This window comes from Nocardioides nitrophenolicus (assembly GCF_016907515.1).
Classification (GTDB): domain Bacteria; phylum Actinomycetota; class Actinomycetes; order Propionibacteriales; family Nocardioidaceae; genus Nocardioides; species Nocardioides nitrophenolicus.
Map to the genome: position 1 here is coordinate 3281107 of NZ_JAFBBY010000001.1, position 19633 is coordinate 3300739.

General features: G+C 72.3%; 18 protein-coding genes. 11 read left to right on the forward strand and 7 right to left on the reverse strand.

The window, feature by feature from the left end:
• Positions 1-2: 2 nt before the first annotated feature.
• The 3 genes from JOD66_RS16000 to JOD66_RS16010 all read right to left on the reverse strand — a co-directional run bounded on the left by JOD66_RS16000 (position 3) and on the right by JOD66_RS16010 (position 3679).
• Positions 3-1100: a TIGR03032 family protein gene (locus tag JOD66_RS16000; RefSeq protein ID WP_204837844.1), complete on the reverse strand. Its 1098-nt coding sequence runs from the start codon at positions 1098-1100 to the stop codon at positions 3-5.
• Between the two features lie 7 nt (positions 1101-1107).
• Complete coding sequence (locus JOD66_RS16005; RefSeq protein ID WP_204837845.1) at positions 1108-2982, reverse strand: ELWxxDGT repeat protein; 1875 nt, start codon at positions 2980-2982, stop codon at positions 1108-1110.
• 79 nt (positions 2983-3061) lie between these two features.
• Positions 3062-3679 (reverse strand): hypothetical protein, encoded by a 618-nt coding sequence (locus tag JOD66_RS16010; protein WP_204837846.1) that lies wholly within the window; start codon positions 3677-3679, stop codon positions 3062-3064.
• A gap of 137 nt (positions 3680-3816) precedes the next feature.
• Between JOD66_RS16010 and JOD66_RS16015 the strand changes: the two genes are divergently transcribed.
• The 4 genes from JOD66_RS16015 (at position 3817) to JOD66_RS16030 (ending at position 8545) form a co-directional block, all read left to right on the forward strand.
• Positions 3817-5682 carry a Na+/H+ antiporter gene (locus JOD66_RS16015; RefSeq protein ID WP_204837847.1) on the forward strand — a complete coding sequence of 622 codons (1866 nt, stop codon included), beginning with the start codon at positions 3817-3819 and terminating at the stop codon, positions 5680-5682.
• A 4-nt stretch (positions 5683-5686) separates the two neighbouring features.
• On the forward strand, positions 5687-7243 hold the full coding sequence (locus tag JOD66_RS16020; RefSeq protein ID WP_204837848.1) for a response regulator transcription factor: 1557 nt from the start codon (positions 5687-5689) through the stop codon (positions 7241-7243).
• Positions 7244-7400: 157 nt separating this feature from the next.
• A complete protein-coding gene (locus JOD66_RS16025; RefSeq protein ID WP_204837849.1) occupies positions 7401-8027 on the forward strand; it encodes a hypothetical protein in 627 nt (208 codons plus the stop codon).
• Positions 8024-8545, forward strand: coding sequence for a hypothetical protein (locus tag JOD66_RS16030; RefSeq protein ID WP_204837850.1), 522 nt, complete (start codon positions 8024-8026; stop codon positions 8543-8545). The genes JOD66_RS16025 and JOD66_RS16030 overlap by 4 nt, the downstream gene beginning before the upstream one ends.
• 11 nt (positions 8546-8556) lie before the next feature.
• Here the strand turns inward: JOD66_RS16030 and JOD66_RS16035 are convergent, their stop codons facing one another.
• From JOD66_RS16035 to JOD66_RS16050, 4 genes are all read right to left on the reverse strand, one after another.
• Positions 8557-10176 carry an ELWxxDGT repeat protein gene (locus tag JOD66_RS16035; protein ID WP_204837851.1) on the reverse strand — a complete coding sequence of 540 codons (1620 nt, stop codon included), beginning with the start codon at positions 10174-10176 and terminating at the stop codon, positions 8557-8559.
• 64 nt (positions 10177-10240) lie between these two features.
• Positions 10241-11302, reverse strand: a complete 1062-nt coding sequence (locus JOD66_RS16040; protein WP_204837852.1) for a TIGR03032 family protein — start codon at positions 11300-11302, stop codon at positions 10241-10243.
• A 4-nt stretch (positions 11303-11306) separates the two neighbouring features.
• The gene (locus tag JOD66_RS16045) at positions 11307-13328 is read right to left on the reverse strand and encodes an ELWxxDGT repeat protein (protein ID WP_204837853.1); all 2022 of its coding nucleotides are present in this window, start codon (positions 13326-13328) and stop codon (positions 11307-11309) included.
• Positions 13329-13411: 83 nt separating this feature from the next.
• Positions 13412-14878, reverse strand: coding sequence for an ELWxxDGT repeat protein (locus JOD66_RS16050; RefSeq protein ID WP_204837854.1), 1467 nt, complete (start codon positions 14876-14878; stop codon positions 13412-13414).
• 25 nt (positions 14879-14903) lie between these two features.
• Between JOD66_RS16050 and JOD66_RS16055 the strand changes: the two genes are divergently transcribed.
• From JOD66_RS16055 to JOD66_RS16085, 7 genes are all read left to right on the forward strand, one after another.
• Positions 14904-15542: an MBL fold metallo-hydrolase gene (locus JOD66_RS16055; protein WP_204837855.1), complete on the forward strand. Its 639-nt coding sequence runs from the start codon at positions 14904-14906 to the stop codon at positions 15540-15542.
• Between the two features lie 54 nt (positions 15543-15596).
• Positions 15597-16250 carry a hypothetical protein gene (locus tag JOD66_RS16060; protein ID WP_204837856.1) on the forward strand — a complete coding sequence of 218 codons (654 nt, stop codon included), beginning with the start codon at positions 15597-15599 and terminating at the stop codon, positions 16248-16250.
• A 115-nt stretch (positions 16251-16365) separates the two neighbouring features.
• The gene (locus JOD66_RS16065) at positions 16366-16659 is read left to right on the forward strand and encodes a dienelactone hydrolase family protein (protein WP_239546373.1); all 294 of its coding nucleotides are present in this window, start codon (positions 16366-16368) and stop codon (positions 16657-16659) included.
• Positions 16660-16668: 9 nt separating this feature from the next.
• Positions 16669-17358 (forward strand): demethylmenaquinone methyltransferase, encoded by a 690-nt coding sequence (locus tag JOD66_RS16070; RefSeq protein WP_204837857.1) that lies wholly within the window; start codon positions 16669-16671, stop codon positions 17356-17358.
• 29 nt (positions 17359-17387) lie between these two features.
• Complete coding sequence (locus JOD66_RS16075; protein ID WP_204837858.1) at positions 17388-17837, forward strand: hypothetical protein; 450 nt, start codon at positions 17388-17390, stop codon at positions 17835-17837.
• A 45-nt stretch (positions 17838-17882) separates the two neighbouring features.
• On the forward strand, positions 17883-19076 hold the full coding sequence (locus JOD66_RS16080) for an ATP-binding protein (RefSeq protein ID WP_204837859.1): 1194 nt from the start codon (positions 17883-17885) through the stop codon (positions 19074-19076).
• Between the two features lie 195 nt (positions 19077-19271).
• Positions 19272-19628, forward strand: a complete 357-nt coding sequence (locus JOD66_RS16085; RefSeq protein WP_204837860.1) for an NADH-quinone oxidoreductase subunit A — start codon at positions 19272-19274, stop codon at positions 19626-19628.
• The last annotated feature ends 5 nt before the right edge of the window (positions 19629-19633 follow it).

Sequence of the window (19633 nt, forward strand, 5' to 3'; positions counted from 1 at the left end):
TGCTAGGCGATCCAGATCTCCCCGGTGTCCGGGCCGCTCAGCGCGGCGCACCGGACGCCGGGCAGCACCTGGACGTCGAAGATCTCCTCGACCGCTTGGGTGAACTCGAAGGTCGCCACGGTCGTCCCCGAGGCCAGGTCGATCACGCCGAAGCCGCATTTCAGCTGGTCGTGGTACTCCGCGAGCGGGACGTCGCCGAAGATGCCGGTCTCCCGGATCCGCGAGAGCCCTACGAACGCCAGGCCGTCGTGGACGGCCAGGCCGCGGGCGTAGCCGGGCAGTGCCGCGACCACCTCCCGGCGGCCCGAGGCGAGGTCGACGCGCTGCAGGTGGCCCATCCCCGAGTTGAGGACGTAGAGCTGGCCGTCGTGCCACCGCGGTGAGTGCGGCATCACGATGCCGGTCGTGACCGGCTGCCCCGAGGCGACGTCGAGGATCATCCCGCTGGCCTTCGGCAGCCTGCGCCAGCCGGAGGGCTCGTCCGTGGCGGCCATCAGGCTGACGTACGCCGGCCGCCCGTCCCGCAGCGCCAGCCCGTTGAGGTGGCACCGGTCCTCGGCGGCCATCGAGCTGATGAAGGGCGGGCGCCAGCGTGGCACGAAGTTGTGCTCCGCGCTCTCGGCGTCCGTCATCCCGACCAGGCAGGAGAAGGCGGTGTTGACCAGCCACAGCTCGGCTGCGCCGTCCGGGTCGCGCCCCCAGACCACCTCGTGGCCCTGGATCGGCCCGGTGAAGATGGAGCTGCGCGGCAGGTAGCAGCCGTCGTACCTGGCGCCGGGGAGCTGGGGTGCGATGCCGGGGAAGGAGCGCAGCGACCACACCTGGTTCTTCGAGCCCACGGTCAGGCCCGGGCCGGCCCGTCCGGCCGCGCTGGGCGCGTCGGCGGGGTCCACCGCCACGCCCATGGCCCGGTCGAAGTGCCGGAAGGACAGGTGGACGCGTCCCTCGTCGACACCGACCGCGACCAGCTGGCCGGCCTGGTAGGTCGAGACCAGCAGGCTGCACCCGGCCCGCGTCAGGATCTCGGGCAGGGAGGCGCTGTGGGTCCAGGAGACGGGGGTGCCGGCGTCCTTGCCCGTCGCCTTCTCGGAGCTCTCCACCCCGTCCTCAGGCGCAGGACGCGGACTGGTTGGCGGCCGCCGCCGTCGCCGCCTTCTTGGCCTTCTTGAGCTTGGCCTTCGCCTTCTTGATCTTGGCCGCGTTGTGGGACTTCTTGGCCTTCTTGAGCTTGGCCTTGGCCTTGGCCACGGCCGAGGCGGCGTTCGCGGAGGCTGTGGTCGCGGGCGCGCAGGCCGGGTTCACGGCGGGCGTCCCCGCACCACCGCCGCCACCGCCGCCACCGGTCGCGGGCTCGTCCACGCCGATCACCCAGAGCTCGCGGCCACGAGCAGCGTCGTCGGCGGAGAAGAACAGGATGCTCCCCGTCGCGGCGAAGCTGCCCGGCCCGCCCGAGTTCGGGTAGGTGTAGGTGTGCCCGTTGTCGGTGTAGGAGTAGGTGCCCGGGAACAGGTCCTCGACCAGCGCGGTGCCGCCGGTGGTCCCGTCGGAGGACCACAGCTCCGCGCCATTGGCCTGGTCGCGCCCGGAGAAGTAGAGCGTGCTGCCGACCATCGCGCCGGAGCCGGCTCCCTGGCCGTAGGAGTACGTGCCGCTGCGCGGGCCGGGGGAGACGTCCTTGACGAGCACGGTGCCACCCGTCGTCCCATCGGACTTCCACAGCTCGCGGCCGTGGGCCTCGTCACGCGCGGAGAAGAAGAAGGTAGAGCCCGCCGAGGCCAGAGCCGTGGGTGAGGACTGGTTCGTCTCGGTCACCGTCTGCTCGATGCCGTCGTCGTCGACGTAGGTGTACGTCGAGGTCCCGGGATAGATGTCCTTGACCAGCGAGGTGCCGGCGGAGCTGCCATCGGACTTCCACAGCTCCCGGCCGTTGGTCCCGTCGGTCGCGGAGAAGTAGAGCGTGTTGCCGATCGCGCCGACCGCCCGGGGGTCCGCGCTGTTGGCGAAGGTGTACGAGTAGGTGTGCTCGACGCCGTCGTCATCGACGTAGGTGTCCGTCTCGGTGGTGGTGCCGGGGTAGATGTCCTTGACGAACGCGGTCCCGGCCGACGTGCCGGATGACTTCCACAGCTCCCGACCGTTGGTCTCGTCCCAGTTGGAGAAGAAGAGCATGGTGCCGGCCGCGGCGAAGCCGTCCAGGCTCGAGCTGTTCGGGTAGGTGTAGGTGTGCTCGACGCCGTCGTCGTCGGTGTAGGTCTCGGACCTGGTCCCCGGGGTGATGTCCTTGAGGAGCGCGGTGCCGCCCGTGGTGCCGTTGGACGCCCACAGCTCTTGGCCGTGCTCGCCCTCGTAGGCGGCGAAGTAGAGGGTGTTCCCGATGACGGCGAGGCTGGTGCCGCCGGAGCCGTACTCGCCGTACCCGGAGTACGTCGAGCCCGCGCTGCCCGGATTGACGTCCTTCACCAGGACGGTGCCGGTGGCCGTCCCGTCGGACTTCCACAGCTCACGCCCGTGCGCCTCGTCGAAGGCGGTGAAGTAGACATTGCCCCCCATCGCGACGAAGTCGCGGGGCCACGAGCTGTTGTCGTCGGTGTAGGTGTGCCCGTTGTAGGTGTACGACGAGGTGCCCGGGTAGATGTCCTTGACCAGGACGGTGCCGGCGGCGGTGCCGTCCGACTTCCACAGTTCGGTGCCCTTGCCGGGCGTGGTGGCCGCGAAGAGCACCGAGCCGCCGAGCGCCGCCTTGTCACCGGGGTCGCTGCCATCGGGACCGGGCCGGATGTCGGCCACCGGGTGCGGGTCGGTCGAGGCGGCGAGGGCGGGCGCCATGCCGAGTCCGGACAGGCCCAGAGCGGTCACGGCGACGGCGGCGCCGGAGCGGGCGCCGGCGCTGCGCAGCCGACGCCGGCGCAGCTTGCGCTCGGCCTTCTTCGCCGCTCGCCGCTGGATCGACTTCTCGCGTGCCTGGCGCTGGCCCATGCTCATGGGAGCGAAGGTAGTGACGGCGTGCCGGACCGCGAGGAAACTCCCGGAATTCTTTACCCGGTGGGGTCGTCCGGTCTCGTCAGCAGCGCCGGCTCAGATAGTCCAGGACGGGCGGCGCGAATCGCGCGTAGACCTCCTGGGTGAGCTGTTCGACCTGGCTGCGGGCCGCGCCGTCGAGAGATCCGTCGCCGTCGGGGGCCAGCTCGCCGACGCGACGGTAGTAGCTGCGCAGGCCGTCCACCGCCGCTTGGACCGCCGAGGGCGGGGCCATCTCGCGCAGCAGCTGCAGAGTGCCCGTGACCTGGGCCCGGATCCGTGGCGCCGCCGCGTCCGCCGGCACCGGCGCCACCGGCCCTCGGCCTGCCGGAGCACCACAGGACCCGGTGGTCGGGACGCCCGTCGGGTGCCCCGACGGGCGGTCGGAGGGGTGCGCGGACGGACGGCCGGTCGGGGTGCCCCCGTCGGGGGGTGTGCTGGGCGCGGCGTGGGGGCCGGAGGGCGCCGACGAGGGCGGCGGCGACGGCGAACCGGCGGGCAGCGCGGGCGCACTCGCCGGTGCGGTCGTCGCCGGCCCGTCGGACGCCGCAGGGGCCGGGTCATGGCCGCGGCCGAGCGCCCAGACCAGCACGCCGGCCGAGATCAGCACGACGACGAGCACCGCTGCCAGCGGGCGCGGGCGGAGTCCGGGCGAGGGCATGACCGGGATGCTAGGTGCGCCGACGGGGCGCCGGCCGCGAATCCCCCGAATCGGCGCCCGGCCGGGGAGCGGAATCTCCGGGCCACGCCTTAGGTTGGGGCAGCACGCCGTCGACCCCCAGACAAGGACGGACCCCTGTGGAGATCGCCCTCCTGCTCGTGGCCATCGCGGCCACGGTGCTCGCCGTCACCGCGATCTCGGAGCGGGCCGAGATCCCGGCGCCGCTGACCCTGGTCGTGGTGGGGGTCGCGGCGTCGTACGTCCCGGGCGTGCCGGAGCTGCGGCTCGAGCCCGAGGTGGTGCTGCTCGGGCTGCTGCCGCCGCTGCTGTACTCCGCCGCGGTCAACACCTCCCTGGTCGACTTCAACGCCAACCGCCGGCCGATCCTGCTGCTGTCGGTCGGGCTGGTCGCGTTCACGACGGTCGGCGTCGCCGCTGTGGTCCGCCTGGTCATCCCCGACATCGAGTGGCCGCTGGCGCTCGCGATCGGCGCCGTGGTCGCGCCGCCCGACGCCGTCGCGGCCACCGCGATCGGGCGCCGGATCGGCCTGCCGCGCCGGATCGTCACCATCCTCGAGGGCGAGTCGCTGTTCAACGACGCGAGCGCGCTGGTCGCGCTGCGCGCCGCCGTCACCGCGATCGGTACGACGGTCACCGCCTGGCAGGTCGGGCGCGACTTCGTGATCGCCGCCGGAGGTGGCGTGGCGGTCGGCGCGCTGGCCTTCGTGGTCGTCGGCTTCCTGCGCAAGAAGATCACCGACCCGCTGATGGACACCGCGATCTCGCTGGTGATCCCGTTCGCGGCGTACATCCTGGCCGAGGAGATCCACGCCTCCGGCGTGGTCGCGGTCGTGGTCGCCGGTCTCGCGCTCGGGCACGTCGCGCCGGTGCTGCAGACCGCGCAGTCGCGGATCGCGGAGCGGATGAACTGGCGCACCATCGCCTACGTCCTCGAGAACACCGTCTTCCTGCTCATCGGGCTGCAGGCCGACTGGCTGCTGGGCGAGGTGGGGGACAGCGAGTTCGGCGTCGGCACCATCGTGACGGCCTGCGTCGCCGCGTTCGTCGCGGTCGTGGTGCTGCGGATGCTGTGGGTCTTCGCCGGCCAGGCCTTCCTGCTGCGGCACGGCCCGGACCCGGTGACCGGCGAGCAGCGCTCGTGGCGCTATTCGTTCCTCATCGGCTGGGCCGGTATGCGCGGCGTGGTGACCCTGGCCGCCGCCTTCACCGTCCCCGAGGACACCGCCCACCGCGAGGTGCTGCTCATCGTCGCGTTCACCGTCGTGGCCGGCACCCTGCTCGGTCAGGGGCTGACCCTGCCGCTCCTCGCGCGCCGGCTGCGGGTGCCCGCACCCGACCCGCACGACGACGCCCTGGCCCGCGCCACCCTGCTCCAGCAGGCGGCCAAGGCCGGCATCCACCGCCTCGACGAGCTGGCCGCCGACTGCGACGACCCGCACCAGGTCCGGGCGCTCATCATCCAGCGCATCGAGCAGCGCAACTTCGCCGCCTGGGAGCGGCTCGGGACGACCGAGGGCGAGGAGAGCCCCAGCGACCTGTACTCCCGCTGGCGCGGCGACATGATCGAGGCCGAGCGTCGCCGGGTGCTGGAGATCCGGTCCACCGGGTCGGTGCCGTCGGAGATCGTCAGCGAGGTGCTGGCCATGCTCGACGTCGAGGAGTCGATGCTCGACGCGGCCGAGGCGGACCGCGCCGAGCTGCGCAACAGCACCCGCATCCAGCGCAACGACGGCTGCGAGCACCTCGCGAGCACGCCGCTCCTCGACCCGCCCGACGAGCTGGTCTGCGCACGCTGTCTCGCCGAGGGCACCCGCTGGGTGGCCCTGCGGATGTGCCTGACCTGCGGCGAGGTCGGCTGCTGCGACTCCTCCCCGAGCCGCCACGCCACCGCCCACTTCCGCGAGACCCAGCATCCGGTGATGCGCTCGGTCGAGCCCGACGAGGACTGGCGCTGGTGCTACGTCCACCACCAGACCGGCTGACGAGATGGACGACGACGCGGCGGCCAGCCGGGTTCTCGCGGTGATGGACGGTCTCGCCGCCGACCGGCTGGTCGAGTCGGGCCCGCCGGACAGGTCGCCGGGTGCATCGGCTGTTGCGGCCTACGGCCTTCTCTTCGCTGCGCGGTTCGACGAGGCGCTCGCCAGGGTGGCGATGTCGGAGGGCCACTCGCCCTACCAGCGCGCCGTGCGGCGCCAGGTCGAAGCGCTCTGTTCCGCCACGATCAGCGACTCCCTCGACACGCACGGCGCCGATCCGGCGACCTTGGGCGGGGCAATGGCGGTGTTTCACACCTGCGAGGCCGCGCACGTCGTGGGAGCTCTGCGCGAGTGCGAGCGGCTCGCGTCGGAGGCCCTCCAGTTGGGCGTCCGTGATCGACGGGTGCGGACGTGGTTGAGGCTGGCACTCGTCCGTGGGCTGCTGTTCCAGGGGGAGATCGCCCGGGCGACCGACGAGCTGGACCTCGCCGCGGCGGACGCGACGACTCCGGTCGCTGAGCAGGCGGTGCGCTGTCTGCGTGCTCTCGTCGCGGGCCTTCGCGGCGACACCGAGGCCGTGGTCTCGGTGGCCGAGCAGATGCGCGCGCTGATCGTCGCCCCCGCCACGTACGCCGACAGTGGGCTCGCGCTCGTGGGCGCCTTCGGTCTGGCGTCGTGTGGGTACCCGGCCGCTGCTGCGGAGCTCCTGCGGTACGGCAGCGGCGGTGCCGGCCTACCGCTCCTGCCGCCTGCACTGCGCGCCTACGGCTACGACCTGCTCGTCGAGGCAGCGATCGCCGGGGGGAACCTGGAGCTCGCGGAGTGGATTCTCGCGGACTTCGACCGCCTCGCCCTCGGGGACAACGCTCAGATGATCGCCGCCAGAGAGGCCGCGCACGCTCGGCACCGGGTCGCCTGTGGCGAGGTCGAGGCAGGCCTGCGGCGTGCTTCGGCGGCAGCCGGTCGGGCGGCGGGCGTGAGCAGTCATCTGATAGGTGTCCGGGCCGTGCTGGCGGCGGCGCAGGCCGGGACGAACGGAGTCGGGGCGATCGCCGAGGCGGACGTCGCCCGGCTGATGGTCGACGTGGCGGGGGACGACCTGCGCGACTGGCTGGTCCGCGCGCTCGCCCGATCGGGGCGGCGACCACGACCTCTTCCCGGTGTCGGCTGGGACCGGCTCACTCCCACCCAGACCGTGGTCGCGCGGCTGGCCGCGCGCGGCTTGCGCAACCAGGAGATCGCCGAGCTGTTGGTGGTCTCCCCCCGCACCGTCGAGGTACATGTCGCGGCGGTTCTCGACGTGCTCGGCGTGACGAGCCGGGTCGGCATCGTCGGTGCCGCTCGTCCGGCTGCCGTCCTCGACCAGACCGTGCTGGACCGGCTGACGCCGCGTCAGAGGCAGGTGGCAGCGGCGCTGACCGCCGGTCGCTCGAACGCCGAGATCGCGCTGGAGCTGAGCCTGGGCGTCAAGACCGTCGAGAAGCATGTGTCGGCGGTCCTGCGTTCCCTCCGGGTCAGCTCGCGAGCCGCCGCCGCGGCCCGCCTGCTCGGCGTCGACGAGTAGGGAGACCACGTAGCTGACGTAGGGCAAGCACTGGTTCGGGCCTGATCGCGCCCCGGAGTCGCCCATCTGCCGCCACTCTTGCGTCCGAACCGATGGACGACGCAGATGAGGGGCAGCGATGAGAGCATGGCGGAGCAGGGTGCGGTGGAGCGCTGTCGTGCCGTGGGCCGTGGTGGTGCTGGTGGCGAGCGCCGGCTCCGCGAGCGCCGCCGCGATGATCACCGGCAAGCAGATCCGGAACAACACGGTCACCTCGGCGGACATCAAGAACGGCTCGCTCACCGGTGCCGACATCAAGGACGGTTCCGTTCACGGAGCCGACGTGCTGGACGGTTCGCTGAGCTGGGCGGACCTGCCGGCCGGTTCTCGTGAGGCGTTGGTGGACACCTCGCCGTGGGAGAGGATTCCCTCCGGCACGACGGTCGTGGGCACCTGGTACACGAGCTATCTCACCGGTCCGGTCGCCGGTGGCCACGTGCAGTCGTTCCAGCTGCCCGCACTGCCCAGCGCCCCGTTGGTCGGGAACGACGCAGTCAACATGCAGAACGTGATGCCCGTCGACGCCGATCCGGCGTGTAGCGGCTCGTTCGCCGGACCGACCGCTCCCGCGGGCAAGGTCTGTCTCTATGTCTATGGCACCTCGAATGTGGCCGGGTTCAACGGCAAGGCCTTCGAAGCCGATGTCACGTTCAACAACGCGGGAACCTTCGTGCTCGGCTGGACGGACCTCGCCGCAAGCACTCAGTCGCTGTTCGCTCTCGCCTGGGCATACACCGCGCCATGAGGATGATCGGCGCGCTAGTTGCCGCCGGCCTTCTGATGCTGGCCACCGCCTGCGGTGCGGATACGCCACCGCCCGGTCGTCCGGATGCCGAGCCGGCGGACGCATCACCCTCGGCGTCGAACGTCGCGTCGGACCCAGCGCCTTCGGGCCGACCGATGCCCTCAGACGTCTGTGCGCTCCTGCGGGAGGAGAACGTGACCGCCGCCATCGGCCCTGCTGAGGTGGACCCGGTCGCGACCTTCGGCGCGGTCGATGACTCGACCGGAGGGCAGTGCGTGTGGGCCGGGGCGAGTGGCAGTCAGCTCGAGCTGGCGGTCTGGTCCCCGGATGGAGCCAATCCACCACCGCCCGAGGCGCCGGCACCAGGTAGCGGCGCCGTCGTCGATGTCGAGAACGGACGGTACGCGGCGACGGCCACGCATGTGTTCCTGCTCAGGGTCATTGGTGTCGGCGCGGGAGACCAGGTGCTCGTCGAGAGGGTACGAGCTCTCGCGCCGGTGGTCGCCTCCGGGCTGTGAGCCGGTGAGCGTCAGCCGCAGGCGGCCGCCTGCGCGGCGGCTGCGGCGGCAGCGGCCTTCTTTGCCTTCCTCAGCTTCCTCTTCGCGGCCTTGACCGCCGCCGCGCGGTGCGCCTTCTTGGCCTTGGCCAGCCGCTTCTTGGCCTTGGCCACCTCGGCCTGGGCGGTGGTGGCGGCCGCGGTGGCGGGGGCGCACGCCGAGGGGGTCGGCGCACCTGACGGCGGAGTGGTGGGGGTGCCCGGGGTGCCCGGCGTGGTGGGCACATCGGCCAGGGACAGCGACCAGAGCTCCCGGCCGTGGCTGCCGTCGTCGGCGGTGAAGTACAGCCGGGTCGGCGTGCGCCCCAGGACATGGGCCTGGGAGCTGTTGGGGTACTCCCGGCCGTAGCGGGGAGAGGTGCCGGGGTAGATGTCCTGGACCAGTGCCGTGCCGGCCGAGGTGCCGTCGCTGCGCCACAGCTCGTAGCCGTGGTCGTCGTCGTGGCCCGAGAAGTACAGGGCGTGCTCGGTGGCGATCAGGTCGCCGTACTCGTCGGCGATGTCGTCGACGGTGTCCGCGTCGGTCACCCGAATCGTGCCCTGCGCGGTGCCGTCGGAGGTCCACAGGGAGCCGAAGGCTTCGAAGTACAGGGCCTGGCCGAACGCGGTCAGGTTGTTCGGCCGGGTCTTGTTGGGCCCGTACATCGGGTCGCTGCCCGGCGCGAGGTCGACGACCATCCGGGTACCGGCGGGGGTGCCGTCGCTGCGCCAGAGCTCTTCACCGTTGGTGTCGTAGCCGCTGAAGAACAGGGTGTCGCCCACGGCGGCCAGCCGCCGGGCGTGGAAGAAGTCCTCCGGGGGATGGTCGACGACCGGTCGGGTCCCCGCGGCGGTGCCGTCAGTCGCCCACAGCTCGGTCTGGTCGCCGTCGTCGGCGGCGAAGTAGAGCCGGTCGCCGAGCGCGGTGAAGCTGAACGGCGACGAGCTCTCCGGGTGGGTCGTGCCCTCGTAGGTCTCGGTCCGCGTATTCAGGTCCTTGAGCAGCGCGGTCCCGGCGGGCGTGCCGTCGCTGGACCACAGCTCGCTACCGTGTGCCTCGTCGTAGCCCTCGAAGTAGAGGCGGCCGCGCCAGGCATACATCTCCCCAACGCCGGCATCCGGGACGACGAGCGTGGTGCCCGCGGCGGTCCCGTCGGTCCGCCACAGCCCGTCCTCGGTGCCGGGTGCCGACCGGGCGGAGAAGTAGACGACGTCGCCGAAGGTGACGAACGCGCCGGGCCAGGATCCGTCGGCCCCGGGAGCGAGGTCCTTCACCATCCGGGTGCCCGCGGCCGTGCCGTCGGTGCGCCACAGCTCGCGACCGTGCACGCCGTCGTCGGCGGCGAAGAGGAGTATCTCCCCCAGGGCGGCGGAGGCGCTCATGTCCCAGTCCTCGAAGGAGTCCCCCGCACCGGGCGCGATGTCCGCGACCAGCACCGGATCGCCGTCGGCCGCGGTGGCCGGCGGGAGGACCAGCCCACCCCAGGCGAGGGCGGCCACCGTCGCCGCGGCGCCGGACCGGGCCGCCGCCTTGCGCAGGCGTCGGCGCCGGGCCTTCGCGATCGCTCGCCGTTCCCGGCTCCGGTCCTGTGCCGCACGCTGTCCCTTGCTCACGGGCGTGAGCGTAGGAAGGCCGCCGCCGTCGCCCCAGTCGTCCGATCGGTCGACAGCGCGCGCGTCACGAGGCCAGCCAGACCTCCTGGCCGTCCGGCCCGCTGAGCGCCGGGCTGCGGACGCCGGGCAGCACCTGCACGTCGAAGATCTCCTCGACCGCCGAGGTGAACTGCAGGGTCGCCACGGTCGTGCCGGTCGCGAGGTCGACGACCCCGATGCCGCACCTGAGCCGGTCGTGGTGCGCGGCGAGCGGCACCTCCCCGAACACGGCCGTCTCGCGGATCCGCGACAGGCCGACGAAGGCGAGTCCCGCGTGCAGGGCCAGCCCGCGCGTGTAGCCGGGCAGCGCCGCGACGGTCTCGCGGGCGCCGGAGGCGAGGTCGACGCGCTGGAGCTGGCCCAGGCCCGAGTTCAGCACGTGGAGCCGGCCGTCGTACCAGCGCGGGGAGTGGGGCATCACCAGGCCGGACGTGATCACCTCCCCGCTCGGTACGTCGAGGACGACCCCGCTGCTCTTCGGCAGCCGCCGCCAGCCGTGGGCCTCGTCGGTGGCCGCCATCAGGGTCACCGCCGAGGCGCGGCCGTCGCGCACGGCGACGCCGTTGAGGTGGCAGCGGTCCTCGGCGGCGGGCCGGGTGATGAAGGGCGGTCGCCACAAGGGCCGGAAGTTGGCAAGGTCGTCGATCTCGGCGAGACAGGAGAAGGCGGTGTTGACCACGATCTGTCGCGGCTCGCGTCCCGGCGGGTGCAGCCAGACGAGCTCGTGGGCCTGGATGTCGCCGGTGAAGGTCGACGTACGTGGCAGGTAGCAGGTGTCGTGGGTGCCGGCCGGCGGCAGCTCGGGCGCGATGCCGGGTGCGCTCCCCAGCAGCCAGACCTGGTCGCGGCTCGCCACCCGCAGCCCCGCGCCGTCGGGGTCGACCGCCACGCCCATCGGCCGGGGGAGGGCGCGGAAGGAGACGGTGAGGCGCCCGTCGGCCGCGCCGATCGCGGCGAGCTGGCCGGCCTGGTAGGTGCTGACCAGCAGCGAGCACCCGGCATTGGTCAGGACGTCGGGCAACCCGTCACTGTGGGTCCAGGAGACCCGGGACGGCTCCGCATCCGAGCCCGGAGGAGCGTCGGCCACCGGCTCAGCCGCAGGCGGCGGCCTGGGCGGCCTTCGCCGGCGCGGCGGCGGCCTTCGCCTTCTTCAGCTTCTTCCGGGCCTTCTTGATCTTTGGCGCCGAGTGCGACCTCTTCGCCCTCGTCAGCCGCTTCTTGGCCTTGGTCACATCAGCGGCGGCGTCCGCTGCGGCGCTCGTGGCGGGAGCGCAGGCCGGGGCGGGAGTCGGGCTGGTCGGGCCGGCGGGAGGCGTCGGCACGGCGACGGTGAAGGTCCGCGCGGCGGGGGTGGGGTCGATGTTGCCGGAGGCATCGACCGCGCGCACCTCGAAGGTGTGGGTGGTGCTGCCGAGCCCGGTGGCGGTGTGCGGCGAGGTGCAGGCAGCGAACAGCTGGTCGTCGATCCGGCACTGGAAGCGGGTGGTGTCGTCGCCGACGGCGGTGAACGCGAAGCTGACGCTGCTCGAGGTGCTCACCGAGCCCGCGGCCGGCCCCGCGGCGATGGCCGTGTCGGGCGGCGTCACGTCGCCCGGGGAGTCGGCGGTGCTGCCGAGGCGCCACAGCTCGCGGCCGCGCTGCCCGTCGTCGCCTCCGAAGTAGAGGTGACCGTCGTAGACGGACGCAGCGACGCTCTCCTCCCAGCCGCCCGATCCGCCCGCGACTCCCGCGCTCCCCGGGTTCAGCTCGGCGACCAGCACCGTCCCGGCGGCCGTGCCGTCGGAGCGCCAGATCTCCCGGCCGCGGCTGCCGTCGTCGGCGGTGAGGTACAGCTCGGTGCCGAGCACGGCGAGGATCTCGGGCCCGTTGCTCCACGCGCCCGCCTCGTTGGGGTGGATGTCCTTGACCATGGCCGTACCGGCCTCGGTGCCGTCGCTGCGCCACAGCTCCCGGCCATGGGTCACGTCATCGGCGACGAAGTAGAGGACGTCCCCCATCACCCGGAACTGGCTGATGAACTTGCCGTCGGTGTCCTCCTCGTCGTCGGGGTCTCCCGCGTAGAGGTCCTTGACCCGCACCGTCCCCGGTGCGGTCCCATCGGTCTTCCACAGTTCGTTGCCGCCGTCCGGACCGTGGCCGGCGAAGAAGACGGTGTCGCCGAGGACTTTCGCGAAGGAGGCGCCGCCGTAGTCACGGGTCGCGGGCGCGGGCCCGACGTCGTCGACGGTCGTGCCGTCCGTCGTCCACAGCTCGGAGCCGGTGAACGCATAGAGGGTGTCACCGACCGGAACGAGGTAGGGGTCGTCGGCGTAGTACGAGCCTCCGGGAAGCCCCGAGGGGACGGTGCCGGCCGCAGTGCCGTCGGACCGCCAGACCTCGCGCCGGCCGTCCGCGCGGTCGCTGATGTAGTAGACGTAGCCGCCGGCAGCACGGACCTGTCCGACCCCGGCCCAGGACTCGGTCGCGGGATTGACGTCCTTGACCAGGACGGTGCCGGACTCGGTCCCGTCGGTGCGCCACAGCTCCTCGCCATGGCCGCCGTCATCGGCTGTGAAATAGAGGGCCCCGCCCATCGGGGTGAACGAGCGAGGGTAGGACCCCGCGGGTCGGGTGCCGTCCTCGTCGGACGTGGTGCCGGCGCTGATGTCCTTGACCAGCACGGTCCCGGCCGCCGTCCCGTCGCTCGTCCACAGCTCGCGCCCGTGGCTGCCGTCGTCCGCCGAGAAGTAGAGCGCCCCGCCGAACACGGCGAGGTTCGTGGGCCACGACGAGATCGGGCAGGCGTAGCTGCGGTCCTCGTCGGTGCACGTCGTCGACCCGGGGGCGATGTCCTTGACCAGGGTGGTCCCGGCGCTCGTGCCGTCCGATCTCCAGAGCTCGGTGCCGGCGACATCGTCGAAAGCGGCGAAGTACATGCTGCCGTCGAAGGTCACGAACTCGTCAGGCCAGGAGCCGTCGGGGCCGGGCGCGATGTCCTTGACCAGCTGTGGAACCAGGTCGTCGTCAGCCGCGCCCGCGGCGTACGGGCAGGTCAGTGCGGCCGCCGCCACGCTTGCGGCGACACCGATCCGGCTGAGTGCTCTGCGGGTACGTCGGCGCGCGGCTGGACTCATGGCCGCGATGCTAGGAAGCGTCGTGCCTGACCGGCAGGGGCCGCGGTGTCGTCCGATCCGCCGACAGCAGCTCACGCGCTCGCTCAGGCGCAGGCGGCTGCCTGGGCGGCTGCCGCGGTCGCGGCGGCCTTCTTGGCCTTCGCGAGCCTCTTCCTCGCCTTCTTCACCTTGGCCGGGTTGCGGGTCTTCTTCGCCTTCTTCAGCTTCACCGTGGCGCTGGTGACCTGGGCGGCGGCGCCTGCCGCCGCGGTGGTGGCCGCGGTGCAGCCCGGCTTGGTCGTCGGTACGACGGCCGGGGGCGTGGACGGCTCGGCAACCCCCTGCACCCACAGCCCGGCGCCGGTGCCGTCGTCGCCGGTGAGGAACAGGGTGCTGCCGGACGCGGCCAGGAAGCTGGGGGAGAGGTCCGCGACGCGGTGGGTGCCGGCGGCGGTGCCGTCGGTGGACCACAGCTGGCCCTTGTCGGCGGCCGCGAAGTAGAGGGTGCCGTCGACGACGGCGGTGTCGCTCCGCGAGACGCCGAAGAGCGCGCCCGGCCCGTCCGGCTCGAGGTCGGTGACCAGGCGGGTGCCGCCGGGGGTGCCGTCGGACCGCCACAGCTCGGTGCCGGTCTCGCCGTCGTCGGCCGCGAAGTAGAGGACGTGGTCGATGACGGCGAGCAGCCCGTCGACCAGCTCGATCGTGGGATCGCTGCCGACGGCCGGGTTCGTGACCCGGCTCGGCGTGCCGTCGACGATCTTCCACAGCTTGGGACCGGTGCCGTCGTCGGCGACGAAGTAGAGGGTGCTCCCATCAGCCACGAAACCGGCCGGTGTGGAGCTGTTGACGACCGGGCCGTCCTCCCCGGGAGTGGTGCCGGGATAGAGGTCGGCGACCTCCCCTGCGGAGCCGTCGGTGGCGTCGTAGGCCCAGAGCTCGTAGCCCGTGCCGCCCGGATCCGCCGCGAAGTAGAGCGTGGAGCCGACCGCCGCCATGGCGGCCGTGGGAGGCAGCCTGCTGCCGGTGTCGTTGCTGCCCCCGACCCGCACGGTCCCGGCCTCACTGCCGTCAGAGCGCCACAGCTCCCGACCGTGCACGCCGTCGTCGGCGGCGAAGTAGACCTCGCCGCCCAGCGCGGTCAGCCCGGCGCCCTCGCCCGACAACGCGTCCAGGTGGGGGCCGGCGATGTCCTTGACCATCCGGGTGCCGCTCGGGGTCCCGTCCGAGGTCCACAGCTCGCGGCCATGGATGTCGTCGCTGGCGGTGAAGTAGAGCTGGCTCCCGACCACGACCAGGTCGGTCGGCACGGAGCTGCCCGAGCCGGGATGGGCATCCTCGAGCAGCCGGGTGCCGCCCGACGTACCGTCCGAGGTCCACAGCTCCCGACCGTGGATCCCGTCGTCGGCGGAGAAGTAGGCCCGGCCGCCCATCGTCACGGTCGCGGCCGGGTCGATGAAGGCGACGACCTGGTGCAGCTCGGTCCCGGCCGCGTGGGCGGGTGCCACCGTCAACCCGACCAGCCCCGGCATCCCGAGCGCGACGACCAGTGCCCCACAGCGTCCCCAGTTCACAAGGCGCAACAGTAGGTTGGACGGCATGCGTCTCACCAAGTTCGGTCACTCCGCGGTCCGCCTCGAGCACGCCGGCACCACCCTCGTCCTCGATCCCGGCGCGTGGAGCCAGCGGGAGTCGGTCGAGGGCGTCGACGCGGTGCTGATCACCCACGAGCATCCCGACCACTACGCGCCGGACCACCTGCGGGCCACCGACGCGCCCATCTTCACCATCGACGCGGTCGCCGCCCAGATCCGCGAGCACGCCCCCGACCTGCTGGAGCGGGTCACCGTGGTGGCGCCCGACCAGGCCTGGACCATCGGCGGGATCGAGGTGCGGGCGGTGGGCGAGCTGCACGCCGTGATCCACCCGGAGCTGCCGCGCTTCCACAACAGCGGCTACCTGCTCGCTGCGGGGGAGACCACCGTGTTCCACCCGGGGGACGCGCTCCTCCCGCCGGGGGTCGCGGTCGACGTACTGCTGGCGCCGGTGTGCGCGCCGTGGATGCGGGTCTCCGAGGGCGTCGACTTCGCCCGCACGGTCGGCGCGGCCCGCAACGTCGCGATCCACGACCGGGTGTTCTCGCCCGAGGGCCTGGGCGTGGCCGACGCCCAGTTCGGCCGGTTCCTGGAGGCCGCCGGTCAGGAGTACGCCCGGCTGGCCGACGGCACCGACCTCTGACCCGCCGGCCGGGGCGATCAGCCGGCGCTCAGGTGGACCCGGCATGATGGCCTGATGCCGATCGCACGATCCACCGTCGTGGGCGCCACCACCGGCGTCCTCCTCCTCGCCGGAGCCGTGGGCTTCGGCGTCGGCCTCCCCAAGCTGGTCGACGACACCGCCGCGGTGCCCTCGCTGCCGACCAAGCTCGACGACCGGTTCGTCGCGCTCCAGAAGGTCACCCAGGAGCAGACGGGCGCCGACGCCGAGCGCTACGCCACCTTCGTCAAGGAGACCGAGGCGTCCGAGGCCGCGTCGCAGAAGGCCCTCGAGGCGCAGTACGGCGAAGCCGCCGTCCGCGCGTACATCGACGTGCCCCAGGCGACGAGCGCCGCGCAGTCGGTGCCCGCTCAGATCGCGGTCACCGTGGTCCCCGGCGAGGCCGGCCTGGTCAACCCCAGTGGCCCGTTCGTCGTCGACGACACCGACTCCGGGACCCACTACGCGCTCGAGGACATCGACGGGAGCCACTGCGCCATCGCGTGGAGCGACCCGGTCGACCAGACCACCGGCGCGCCCACCGGCGAGAAGCCGACCGGCGCCGACTACCGCGTGCAGTGCCGCAAGGCCGTCAACGGGCTCACCTACGACCTGTTCACCAACGGCCTGACGCCCGACGAGGTCGCGTCGTACGTCGACAAGGTGCTGGCCCTCACCCACCAGGCCTGAGCGCCGTGGAGGCGATGTCCGACCGGATCGCCTCCTGGGGGTACGTGGTCCTCGCGCCGCACCTGTTCCACCGCGACGGTGCCGTCGCGGACGGTCCGCTCGGCGTGACCGGCTACTGCATGGGCGGCGCGGTCGCCGTCCGGACAGCCCCCACCTCGGGCTCCCGGCCAGCCGGGCGGCGTACGTCTTCGCACACGCCGACCACGACCCGTCGATGGCGCCCGACGCGATCGCGCGGCTCGAGGAGGCACTGACGGCAGCCGGTCTGGCCCACACCAGCGCCGTCTACCCGGACGCACCCCACGGCTTCACCATGGCCGACACCAGCAGCTACCAGGAGGCCGGCGCCGAGCGGCACTACCGCGAGCTGCGGGACCTGCTCGACAGGCAGCTGCGAGGCGACGACTAGGCTGCCGCGGTGGCCCGCGCAGAGCTCGACAAGCAGCCCGCCGACGTACGACGGATGTTCGACACCGTCGCTCGGCGCTACGACCTGACCAACGACATCCTGTCCTTCGGGCAGGACCGCCGTTGGCGGCGGGACGTGCTCGCCGCGGTCGACCCGTCGTACGGCGACCGGGTGCTGGACCTCGCCGCCGGGACCGGCACCTCCAGCCAGCCCTTCCTCGACGCCGGCGCCTCGGTGGTGCCGTGCGACTTCTCGATCGGCATGCTCCAGGTCGGCAAGAAGCAGCTGCCCCACCTGCCGTTCACCGCCGGCGACGGCACCCGGCTGCCGTTCCGCGACGCCACCTTCGACGCGGTCACCATCTCCTTCGGGCTGCGCAACATCGTCGACCCGCTCGCCGGACTCGCCGAGATGCGCCGGGTCACCAAGCCGGGCGGGCGGCTGGTGGTCTGCGAGTTCAGCCACCCCACCTGGTCGCCGTGGCGCACCGTCTACATCGAGTACCTGATGAAGGCGCTGCCCGCCGTCGCCCGCACCGTCTCCTCGGCCCCCGACGCCTACGTCTACCTGGCCGAGTCGATCCGGGCCTGGCCCGACCAGCGCGGTCTCGCCGACCTGATCGCCGAGGCGGGCTGGACCAAGCCGGAGTGGCGCAACCTCTCGGGCGGCATCGTCGCCCTGCACCGCGCGACGGCCTGACCCGCCTCGTGGACCCGTCCGTCGGCCGCGTGGAGTGGACCGTCACCGCGGCCGAGCAGGCCACGCTGATCCGTACGACGACCTGGCGGCTGTGGCGCCGGCTCTCGCTCTACCTGGTGCTCCTGTTCGGCTGCGCCCTGGCGGTGCTCGGCGCGGCCCGCTGGGACACGCCCGGCCTGCTCCTGGGCCCGGTGGCCGCAGGCGCCATGGCTGCCTGGTTCTGGTTCTCCGCGCGTGGCCCGGTGCGCCGGATGCTCGTCGCGGCGTACCCGGTCGGTGCCACCGTGGCCGCCGAGGCGAGCGCGGAGGCGCTGCGGCTCGAGACGGCGGCGGGGGCCAGTGAGCTGCCCTGGGAGCGGCTGACCCGGGTGCTGCCCGGGCCGGTCGTCGTCCTCGCTCGCGACGAGGTCGGCCGACAGTGGGTCACCATCCCGCGGCAGCTGCTGCCGGACGCCTGGCTGGCGCGGCTGCCGGCCTGACGAAACCGCTACTGCCGAGCCGACGAAACCGCTACTCTGGATGGCGTGACCTATCTTCCGCGGATCGCCGACGAGGCTCTGGCTGCCGCGATCGACACCTTCCCGGTCGTCATGCTCGACGGTGCCCGAGCGGCCGGGAAGACCACCTCTGCCGCGCGGGTGGTCACGTCGGAGCTCCGATTCCCCCGTGACCTCGCATTCGTCCAGGCGGATCCAGGTGGAGTCCTGGCCGACGAGATTCGTCCGGTTCTGGTCGATGAATGGCAGTTGGCGGGCACCGAGCTGCTCTGGGCCGCCAAGTCCATCGTCGACGCAGATCCCGCGCCGGGAGGCTTCATCCTCGCCGGCTCGGTCGAGCCCGAGGCATATGGTCCGACGTACCCGCTGACGGGGCGCAGCGTCCGGATCGCACTGCGTCCGATGACCCGGCGAGAGCTCGAAGGAGGCGGCGCCGAGCCGCTGTGGCTCGAGCGGCTGCTTGCCGGCCAGGTCGCGACGCCGGGACGCCGACACCCACGATTCGACATCGGGGACCTGGCGATCACCGGGTTCCCCGCCGCGGCGAGACTCGCTGGGAGTGCTGACTGGCTGCGGTCCTACGCCGGCACGATCGCCGAACGGAGCGTCGAGGACAAGCGCGATCCGGTGCGGGTCAACCGGCTGCTGCGGGTGCTGGCCGAGTGTGAGTCACAAGCCGTCCCCGACGAGTACCTGTGGCGTTCTGCCGACATCAACCGGGTGACCCTGGCTGCCTATGAGCAGATGCTGACCCGCACCCACATCAGAGCGGACCTACCGGCGTGGGAGAGCAACAGGATCAAACGCATCACCACCTATCCCAAGCGGCAGTACGTCGACACCGCGCTGGCTCTGGCCCTCGCGCGGATCGGGCCCGACCAGCTGCGCCGCGACCCGGCGCTGGCCGGGCGCTTCCTCGAGTCCTTCGTCGCGACCCAGCTCCGCCCGGAGTGCGACCGACTCGGCGGCGTCCTGCACCACGTCCGGACCAAAGGCGGCGAACGCGAGGTCGACCTGCTGATCGAGCTCGACCACGGGCTCGTGGCGGTGGAGGTCAAGGCCGGCGTGGAACCGCGACCCGCTGACGCGCGGCACCTGCTCTGGTTGCGCGAACAGCTCGGGGACCGACTCCTGGCGACCGTGGTCCTCCACCGGGGTGAGGCCACCTTCGAGCTGGTCGACGGCGTCTGGGCCGTTCCGGTCACCTCGCTGTGGACCTGACGGGCCGCGCCCCTGCGCCCGCCGAATTACGCAACCCTCTCGTGCGTTAAATCCCCAGGTCAGGGGCGGTTTTCGGGTTTCCGGGCGGCGCGGAGCCGGCTTTGGGCACCCCCCTGTGCCGAGGTCTCCGAGCAGTGGCAATATGTGTGGCACGCCACTAGTGATTCTGTTCACAAGATCACGAGAGGGAGTCTCATGGAGCTCTACACGCCGGTGCTGGTGCTGGCGGCTCTGGCCGCGCTGTTCGCGGTCGGGTCGGTCGTCATGAGCACGATGGTCGGGCCACGGCGCTACAACCGCGCCAAGTACGACTCCTACGAGTGCGGCATCGAGCCGACTCCCCAGGCGCTGACCGGACGCTTCCCGGTGAAGTACTTCATCACCGCGATGCTCTTCATCGTCTTCGACGTCGAGATCATCTTCCTCTACCCCTGGGCCGTGCGCTTCGACGCGATGGCCTGGTTCGGGCTGATCGAGATGGTCCTGTTCATCGCCACCGTCTTCGTCGCCTACGCCTATGTCTGGCGTCGTGGCGGCCTGGACTGGGACTGACCGGA